Below are 8,315 nucleotides of genomic sequence, written 5' to 3'. Positions count from 1 at the left end.
GCACGAACGGCTTCTCGTTTGCCGGTTTGCATGGCACGAGCGGTACGATCGGACAGGAGACGGTAAACTACAGCTGGAGCGGCAACACGCTGACGGCAACGGGCCCGCGCGGCGTGCTGTTCACGGTCACCGTGACGAACGCGGCTACAGGTGCCTATACGGTCGAGCTCAAGGATAACGTGCTGCATACGGCCGGCCCGAACGGCGAGGACAATGTCTCGGTCGGTCTCGGCTACACCGTCACCGACGCAGACAACTCGGTTGCCAATGGCACACTGACTGTCGCCTTCAATGACGATGCGCCTTTGGCCGTCTTACCCGACCACGCGATCGTCACCAATGCGGCAGGAAGTCCCGTTATCTTTGAACTGGATCAGGACGGAACGCTCAACAACAACTATGGCGCTGACGGCGCTGGTACTGTGCGGTTCCCCAGTTCACTTGGAAGCCAAGCTAGCGGCCTAACGGCTAATGGCGTTCCGATTGTGTATCACGTCTCTCCAGACGGGCTCACCCTCACGGGCTTCGCCGGTGCGACTTCAATCTTCGTTATCAATCTCAATCCCACCAATGCCACTTATTCAGTCGACATGAACGGGAAAGTTGACAGCACCACAAATGTTTCATTCAGTGGCAGCAGTTACGATTTCGTTGGTGGCAACGCTCCGTGGGCCGGTTTCATCGCTGCAGGCGAGACCGTCTCGCATCCAATTGACAATAACAGCCCGGATCTGCTGCTCACGCCCGCGATCAACGGTCTTCCGGCTGGTACCATCAACACCTCGGCCAACTCTGGGGGTGTCAGTGGGGGAGGAAGCGTCGGTAATGGCGAGACATTCCGAATTGATTTCGTGACTGACCTTAGGGGAGATCCAAGCGGCACTGGTGGTGGCGACTACGATGTTCTGTTGAAGCGCGACCATGTTTTCGATGCTCACTACACGGTCAACGGGTCAACCGCTAGCTTCATCTCAGATGGCAGCACGGTCAAGATTACCGCATTTGACGACCCGGACGGTGACACGATAGTAGGTAACGGCAGTAAAGATGCTGTCACGGCCGTTGTCATAGCTTACAACGGCTCGAGCCAAATCGTTGACCTGACACCCGCACTCCAGCAGACCTACACGATCACCGTCGGCGGACACACGTTCACGGTTAGCGAAAATCTCGACGGTTCGGTCAGCGTCGGGAACGTGTACGGAGACAATAGCCAGTCAACACAGATTGGTATCTTTACTGCGAACGGCTACAATAGCGTCGAATATACTTGGGCTGCGGGGGACCCCTTCAAACTTGGTCAATTCGGCGCTGCCGTACCAACCACCAAGCCAGTCTCCTTTGACGTGCCGATCGAAGTCGTCGATGGTGACGGGGATCGGGCGTCGAGTAGCATAGACGTCACACTCACGGCGGCGGGGCAGGGCATTCAAGACTATTCGCTTGCTGCTAGTGGGCAAACTGCAACCGCTACGTCACCAAATCCGCACATTATCGGTTCGGATTTAGACGACACACTTAACGGGAATTCATCTGACAACGCGCTCGATGGGAATGCCGGAACCGATTTTCTTTATGGTAATGGGGGCGATGACATCCTTTATGGTGGGACCGGCTCCGACCATATTAGCGGTGGCGCAGGAGTTGACACGTTCGTGATCGACGCAGACTCCTTACTCCCCGGCATTGATGACGTCATCACCGACTACAACTACGCCGAAGGCGATACAGTCGATCTGACGGCTCTGCTTGGCAATCTGCCCACGGGAACGAACCTCGACGGCAACTTCGTCCAGGTGGTCCAGGACGGACTGAACGCCAATCTACAGGTCGATACTGATGGCAGCGCTGGCAATGCTTCCGCCTGGCACACGGTCGCGGTGCTGGAAGACTTCCAGGTTTCGACCGAGGTGGTGAAGATCCTGTTCACCGAAAACGGTGCGCCGAAGACACAGGACGTTTCATAAACGCTACGTCGATCTCGACAGTACGGCGGTTCTCGGTAATCATCCGGGGACCGCATTTTCCAGGGGGAATCTTTTCATGATCAGAAGCATGCTGGTGGGGGCGATGGTCGCTCTTATGCCCGTTTCAGGTTTCGCGGCCGATCTCATCGTCGACTACGCGCCAGCCGCGCGGCAGTGCGCTGAAGCCAGCCAATCCTCGCTCACCGTTGACCAGGATGTCGCGACATTGACCAAGGAGGTCGTGTCGCGCATGGACGAGGCAATCGCGGTCGCCGACGATCCGCACTGGATCTCCTCGACGCGGCCTACTTTCGTCTGGGCGTCCGAGACCAAGGTTGCCTGCGGCAAGGCCTATGGCTACCTGCAGTCCAACTGGCGCGACGAGGACTACATCGCCAAGTGCGATTGCTTCTATTCCAAGATGCGGAATTTCATGAATTGAGACAGGCGGATTGATCGTCATGTCCGATGCTGTCGTTTCACCGACAAGGCGGCTGTCGTCCTGTCGGCAGTGGCTAGCCCTTGGTGTCCTCGCACTCGGTACGCTTGCGGGCTGTCAGGGCGCCCCCACGCCCCAGGACGTTCTCGACGTGGAATCGCCGCAGGCGAGGCATGCGCGGCGCGCGGCCGAACATGCGGTAAAGCCGCAGGAAACCTTCGGCGGGGGCGCAACGCGGATCGCGCTCATCACGGCGTTGATGGCGCCGTCAGGCGAAACGGTACGCGAACGCGATATCCGGGACGGCGCGTCGCTCGCCATCGACGAGGTGGGTGGCGGCCAGCTCTCGGTGCTAGTCGAAAATACCGACGGTTCGCCACAGCAGATTCAAGAGGCGGCGAAGCGGCTTGCCAGCCAGAACGTCGCGCTCGTCGCGCTGTCGGTCGCCGACGTGCCTGTCAGCACCGTGCGCCAGGGTCTCGGCTCTTCCCGTGCGCCGCTCTTGGTACTGCGGGGCAACGGCGCCGAGCGGCCGGCCGGCACTTTCGCTTTCGTGTCCGACCGCATCGACAGCGCCGTCGAGGGCGCGTCCTATGCGGTGGCGTCCGGGCGCAAGCGGCTCGTCGTGCTCTTGCCGGGCGACGTCTCCGCCGCCGAGCGGCAAAGGCTCGATCGCGGACTTGCCGGCTATGGCATCAAACCGGCGCTCGTCGCCGTGACGGGGACCACGGCATTCACCGGCGACGCGGCCTCCAAGACCACATTGAAAGACACCGATGGCGTGCTCCTGGTCGGATCGGGAGATCCGGATGTCGGCGCTCTGTCGCAACTGAAGGCCAACGGCTATCTGAAACCGAACGCGATGGTCGTCGGAAGTTCTGGCTGGGCAAATGCCGCTTACAAGCGCCCCGAGCTCGCGGGCAGCCATCTCTGTCTGTTTGGTCCTGAAAATGGTTCCCGGATGACCTCGCGCTATCTCGATCGATACGAGCGGGCCGCAGGCACGGATGCGGCCTATGGCTTCGACGTGATCGCGCTTGCCGCCGGCCTGGTGCGCAGCCAGGGCGAAACCGCCATCACGCAGGAGAGCCTTCGGTCTCCAAACGGCTTCATCGGCGCGGCCGCAGCCTTCCGCTTCGAAAAGAGTGGTTCCGTCGAGCGAACCTGCGCGATCTACCAGGTCACCTCCGGCAGCGTGAAACTAATGGATCCAGCGCCGCGATCGTTCTGAAGCGCAAGCGCTGGCCTCAAGCTCCGCTTGCCGGCCCACGGGCGCGATCATCCACAGGCTTGCCGAGCCTCTCATCTCGAAGCAACGCTGCGAGCGGCCCCCGGGCGACGCCGGCGTTACTCTTCGGCATTCCCGGACGAAGGGCAGCGTTGACCGTTGCTGAACATCGGCAGGTTGCCATGCTCAAGTAACCATGTGTAGCGCCCTGATCGTGACCTTATCGATGTTGCGGCCATCTCAGGGAAAGTTAGGCAGACAGCAAGCCGAGATCTGCGCATTCTCCACATCCGGGAAGATGGAGGGTCATCGGAACCGGACAGGGGGTAGGCTGTAGCTTGGGCGCAGGTGGGGTCATGAGAAAAGGTTGTCTCTGAGTGGGCCGGCTTCCGGGGGAGGGGGATGGTCCCCGGAAGCCGAAAGCGGCGTCAAATGTCTTCGTCGCCGCCGAAATCCATATCGTCCGCAGGCTCTTCCGGCTCCGCAGCCGTGGCGCTGGGCTGAGCAGCCTGAGTCTCGATTCCGCCGAACATGCCTGCGATCGCGTTGCCGAGCAGAACGCCGCCGGCGACGCCCATTGCGGTCTGCGCTGCGCCGGCGAGGAAGCCGCTGCCGGCACGCTGTTGCATCGGCTGGCCGTAGGCCTGGTTCTGGTTGCCCCATGGCGAGCTGGGTGCGGCACGGCCATATCCGGGCTGTTTCGGCGCCTGGCGCTGAGGGGCGGCGTTGCTGCCGAACATCGAGGAGAAGAAGCCGCCGCGCTGTTGGCTCTGCGCGGTCTGCGCCTCCAGTTCCTCGATGCGGCGTTGAGCCGCCTCCAGCGCCTGCTCCTGCACGACGATGGTCTATGCCATGTAATAGGGTGCACCCGGCTGCGCGCTGATCCGTTCCTGGATGAAGCGGTCGGATTGAGCGTCGCGCGGGCCAGACTGGCGCTCGACATGGGCGAGCTTAGAGAACAGGCCGTCAATGGCCTGCTGGTCGTTGCGATCCATGAGATATGTTCCTTGCTATCTGCGGGTATTACTCTTCACGCTGACCTGTGAAGTTGAGCAGCAGCTGGAAGATGTTGACGAAGTTCAGATAGAGCGACAGGGCACCGAAAACCGCGAGCTTCTGCTGGGATTCCTGGTCGAAATTGTCGGCATACTGTTCCTTGATGTTCTGCGTGTCCCAGGCAGTCAGGCCGACGAAGACGACGATACCGATCACCGAGACGGCAAACTGAAGAGCGCTCGAACCAAGGAAGATGTTGACGATCGAGGCGATCATCACGCCGATCAGGCCCATGATCAGGAACGAGCCGAATTTCGCCAGGTCGCGTTTCGTTACATAGCCGTAGAGGCTCGTCGCACCGAACATGGTGGCGGCGATGAAGAAGGTGCGGGCGATGCTGGCTCCGGTGAAGACCAGGAAGATGGAGGCCAGCGATAGACCCATGACGGCGCAGAAGGCCCAGAAGGTCATCTGCGCTGACGACGCCGACATCGAATGCATCTTGAAGGAGAAGAAGAAGACGAAGGCGAGCGGAGCCAGCATCACCACCCATTTCAGCGGCGTGGAGAAGATCGGCACGTAAAGTGCCGGCGTGGTGCCGACGATGAAGGCCACAAGTCCCGTCACGACAAGGCCGAGGCCCATATAGTTGTAAACGCGCTGCATGTGCTGGCGAAGGCCTTCGTCGAGGGCCGCGGCAGAAGCTTGGCTCATGCCGCCGAAGCGGTTCTGGTTCGAATGCATGAAGGTTTCCTCAGTAAAGTGAGTTCTTGAGAAGCTCGGCCTCATCGCAGAGGCCGATGCCCGGCGTGGTTGAGACGACGGCATAGGCGACCTCGCCGACCTGCCACCAGGCAGCCTCGGCGTTGGAAAGATTGAGGTCCTTCACGGGCTCGACCGCGAAGTGCCCCGGCCTGCCGGCGAAGAGTGATATGAGTGTGCCTGCATCGGTCTTGACGCTCGTCTCGACGCTGGGCCCGAAATCCGAGGGGAATACCTGGACGTCGACGACGTTCCAGTCCTTCGGAAGCTCCGGCATGACGATGGCGGTCGCGGCACGAATGTCGTCCCGGTCGTAGGTTTGCACTTCCGGCTGTGACGGCATTCCCGCCCTGACGAGCGAAGTCTGATGCGCGCGGATAGCGTATTCCACGAAAGCCGGCGGATGGGCCGAGGCATTGACTTCGCTCGGACCGACGGACGAATGGGCAATCCACCCTACCGAAATCATCAAGCCGACCGCCGCCACCTTCTGCAGGGCGTTCCACACGCGCGCATTCGCCAGTCCCGACGAAAGGCGGCGAGCCGCCTCGCGCGTCTCGGGGCGTCCGGCAACGACATCCGATGTCATCGCCAGCTTGAGCGTGGTCCGCATTCCGAGATCGGCCATGACACGGGCGGCCGCATCAGGATTCCTGGCAAGCCAGGTCTCAACCCGAAGCCGACCGGCCGCATCGAGTTGATTGTCCACATAGGCATCGAGATCGGTATCGATAATCGTGTCGACGTCAGTCATTATCGCCTCCGACAAGCCTCAGGTGGTTGGGCTTTTTCGTTCCGTTTTCGAAGTCTCTCAGGCTCGCCCTTGCGCGGGAGACGCGCGACATCAAAGTCCCGACGGGAATGTCGAGTATGTCGGCAGCCTCTTGATAGGAGAGGTCCTCGACGGCAACGAGATGCAAGGCCTCGCGCTGCTCCTGCGGAAGCAGCATGAACGCTTCGCGGACCTGAGCCAGCCGCACGCTGTGCTCCTGGTGGGCGGGGTAAGACGATCCGGCTTCCTGCGCCGTCTGGTCGTCACGCTGGCCACGAGAGATCGTGGATCGCAAGCGGTCGATATGCGTGTTGCGAACGATCGCGAAAAGCCAGTTTCTAAGGTTCGCTCCAGACCGGAAAGTCGAGCGTCGTTCGTAGGCTCTCAGGAGAGCGTCATGAACGAGATCCTCGGCGTCCGGCGAATTGCGCGCAAGCGAGCGGGCATAGCGCCGCAGCGCAGCCAACTGCCCAATAATATCAAAGGCGCCTTTCTTCGAATCCATACCCGCATATACGGAGCGAGCGCGGGTTCTCATCCACTGCGCAGAAAAAATATGAAAAAATCTGAGAATTACCGTCGAGACCGGGCACCGGACCTGCCGGCCGCAGGCAGATTGGGCCTGCCGAAATCCTTGGCCGTGTCGGCCTCTCACGCGCTGTGCACGCCGCAGATGCAATATCGGACCATCGAGCAAAGCCACGATGATCCGATACATTTCTCGTCCGGTCAGAACCCGCAACGCGCGAGGTCTTGTCGGATTTGTTCTACGCAGGCTGCTGCGTTTGCCGGCTGACCTTGCTGACGAAACCGACGATCAGCACGAAGGTCAACGCCTCGACGGCAGCCACCAGCCACAGCCCGTGGGTCATGACGCCGGTCGTGTCCTTCAGGTAGCCCATGAGGTAGGGGGCGCCGAAGCCGGCGAGGTTCGCCACCGAGTTGATGAGCGCGATACCGACCGCCGCAGCCGAACCCGCCAGGCAATGGTTCGGCATCTGCCAGAAGACCGGGATTGCGGACATGGTGCCGACGATCGCAAGCGCCAGGGCAGCGAGCGACAGGGCAGCGCTGGCCGGCAGGACAAAACCCAGGGCCATCAGGCCGGTGGCACCTGCGAGTGCTGCAAAGGCGCAGTGGTAGCGCACCTCCGAAGTACGATCGGAATGAATGCCGTTCAGGATCATGCCCGCCGCACCGCCGAGATAGATGGCTGCCATGATCCAGCCGACCGTTGCAGGGCTGGAGAAGCCGATTTCGCGTACCACGGAGGGGCCGAAGAAAGTCAGCGTCGAGTTCGCCATGATGATGCAGAAATAGATGGCGATGAATTTCCATACGGTCGGGTTCTTCAGCGCCTTGAGCACGCTGTGCTCACGATGGCCGAGAGCCTTCTTGTCCTGCTCGATGTCCTGGATGAGCAGGGCCTTTTCCTCCGAGGTCAGCCAATGCGCCTTTTCAGGCTTGTCGGTCAGATAGAAGATGGTGGCGATGCCGGCGAATATCGACGGGATGCCTTCGAGCAGGAACACCCATTGCCAGCCGGCCCAGCCGTTGGCGCCGCCGAGCTGCGTCATGATCGTGCCTGCCAGCGGGCCGCCGATGACGCCGGCAAGAGCCGAGGCCGACATGAAGAGGCCGAAGGCCCTGGCGCGACGCAGCGATGGATACCAATAGGTCAGGTAGAGGATGATGCCGGGATAGAAGCCGGCCTCGAACACGCCGAGCAGGAACCGCAGCGTATAGAACTGCCAGGGCTGGGTGACGAACATCATCAGCACGCAGATGATACCCCAGCCGATGGTGATGCGGGCGATCGTGGCGCGGGCGCCGATCCGTTCAAGCCACATGTTGCTCGGCACCTCGAAGAAGAAATAGCCGAGGAAGAAGATGCCGGCACCGAGACCGTAAACGGTTTCGCTGAACTGCAGGTCCTGCAGCATGGTGAGCTTCGCGAAACCGACATTCACCCGGTCGATCCATGCCAGGATCCACAGGAACATCAGAAAGGGAAGGAGCCGCCATGTCACCTTGCGGTAGACCGACTCGAGATTTTCGGGGTTCGCGGCGGGTGAGCCGCCTCTGTTCCCCGCATGTGCTGCCGATGCCATTGTGGACTACCTCCCGTATAAGTCCATTTCAGGAACCAGC

Annotated in this window: 7 protein-coding genes and 1 pseudogene; 3 read left to right on the top strand and 5 right to left on the bottom strand. The window is 60.9% G+C overall.

From position 1 onward, the window contains the following. The 3 genes from IB265_RS30295 to IB265_RS30285 form a co-directional block, all read left to right on the top strand. On the top strand, positions 1–1,967 hold a 1,967-nt coding region (locus IB265_RS30295; protein ID WP_192495613.1), incomplete at its 5' end, for a type I secretion C-terminal target domain-containing protein. A 76-nt stretch (positions 1,968–2,043) separates the two neighbouring features. Then, the gene (locus IB265_RS30290) at positions 2,044–2,409 is read left to right on the top strand and encodes a hypothetical protein (RefSeq protein ID WP_057249636.1); all 366 of its coding nucleotides are present in this window, start codon (positions 2,044–2,046) and stop codon (positions 2,407–2,409) included. 19 nt (positions 2,410–2,428) lie between these two features. Continuing rightward, positions 2,429–3,637 carry an ABC transporter substrate-binding protein gene (locus IB265_RS30285; RefSeq protein WP_162728138.1) on the top strand — a complete coding sequence of 403 codons (1,209 nt, stop codon included), beginning with the start codon at positions 2,429–2,431 and terminating at the stop codon, positions 3,635–3,637. A gap of 425 nt (positions 3,638–4,062) precedes the next feature. On the opposite strand, the pseudogene IB265_RS30280 reads toward IB265_RS30285, so the two are convergent. The 5 genes and pseudogenes from IB265_RS30280 to IB265_RS30260 all read right to left on the bottom strand — a co-directional run bounded on the left by IB265_RS30280 (position 4,063) and on the right by IB265_RS30260 (position 8,275). Then, a pseudogene (locus IB265_RS30280) lies at positions 4,063–4,629 on the bottom strand (DUF2076 domain-containing protein). 28 nt (positions 4,630–4,657) lie between these two features. Next, entirely contained in the window at positions 4,658–5,374 is a 717-nt protein-coding gene (locus tag IB265_RS30275; protein WP_057249643.1) for a Bax inhibitor-1/YccA family protein, read from the bottom strand. A gap of 10 nt (positions 5,375–5,384) precedes the next feature. Then, a complete protein-coding gene (locus tag IB265_RS30270; protein WP_192495612.1) occupies positions 5,385–6,146 on the bottom strand; it encodes an anti-sigma factor in 762 nt (253 codons plus the stop codon). Continuing rightward, complete coding sequence (locus tag IB265_RS30265; protein ID WP_057249647.1) at positions 6,139–6,669, bottom strand: sigma-70 family RNA polymerase sigma factor; 531 nt, start codon at positions 6,667–6,669, stop codon at positions 6,139–6,141. The genes IB265_RS30270 and IB265_RS30265 overlap by 8 nt, the downstream gene beginning before the upstream one ends. A gap of 262 nt (positions 6,670–6,931) precedes the next feature. Further along, complete coding sequence (locus IB265_RS30260) at positions 6,932–8,275, bottom strand: MFS transporter (RefSeq protein ID WP_057249649.1); 1,344 nt, start codon at positions 8,273–8,275, stop codon at positions 6,932–6,934. Positions 8,276–8,315 lie beyond the last annotated feature (40 nt).

This window comes from Ensifer sp. ENS10 (genome assembly GCF_014852025.1).
In the GTDB taxonomy this organism is placed as follows: Bacteria; Pseudomonadota; Alphaproteobacteria; order Rhizobiales; family Rhizobiaceae; genus Ensifer.
This window is presented reverse-complemented; position numbering and strand designations above follow the sequence as displayed.

Bases quoted from the DNA above. Each gene is read 5' to 3' on its own strand.
- IB265_RS30290 (WP_057249636.1), top strand. From the start codon at position 2,044: ATGATCAGAAGCATGCTGGTGGGGGCGATGGTCGCTCTTATGCCCGTT.
- IB265_RS30285 (WP_162728138.1), top strand. From the start codon at position 2,429: ATGTCCGATGCTGTCGTTTCACCGACAAGGCGGCTGTCGTCCTGTCGG.
- IB265_RS30275 (WP_057249643.1), bottom strand. From the start codon at position 5,374: ATGCATTCGAACCAGAACCGCTTCGGCGGCATGAGCCAAGCTTCTGCC.
- IB265_RS30270 (WP_192495612.1), bottom strand. From the start codon at position 6,146: ATGACTGACGTCGACACGATTATCGATACCGATCTCGATGCCTATGTG.
- IB265_RS30265 (WP_057249647.1), bottom strand. From the start codon at position 6,669: ATGGATTCGAAGAAAGGCGCCTTTGATATTATTGGGCAGTTGGCTGCG.
- IB265_RS30260 (WP_057249649.1), bottom strand. From the start codon at position 8,275: ATGGCATCGGCAGCACATGCGGGGAACAGAGGCGGCTCACCCGCCGCG.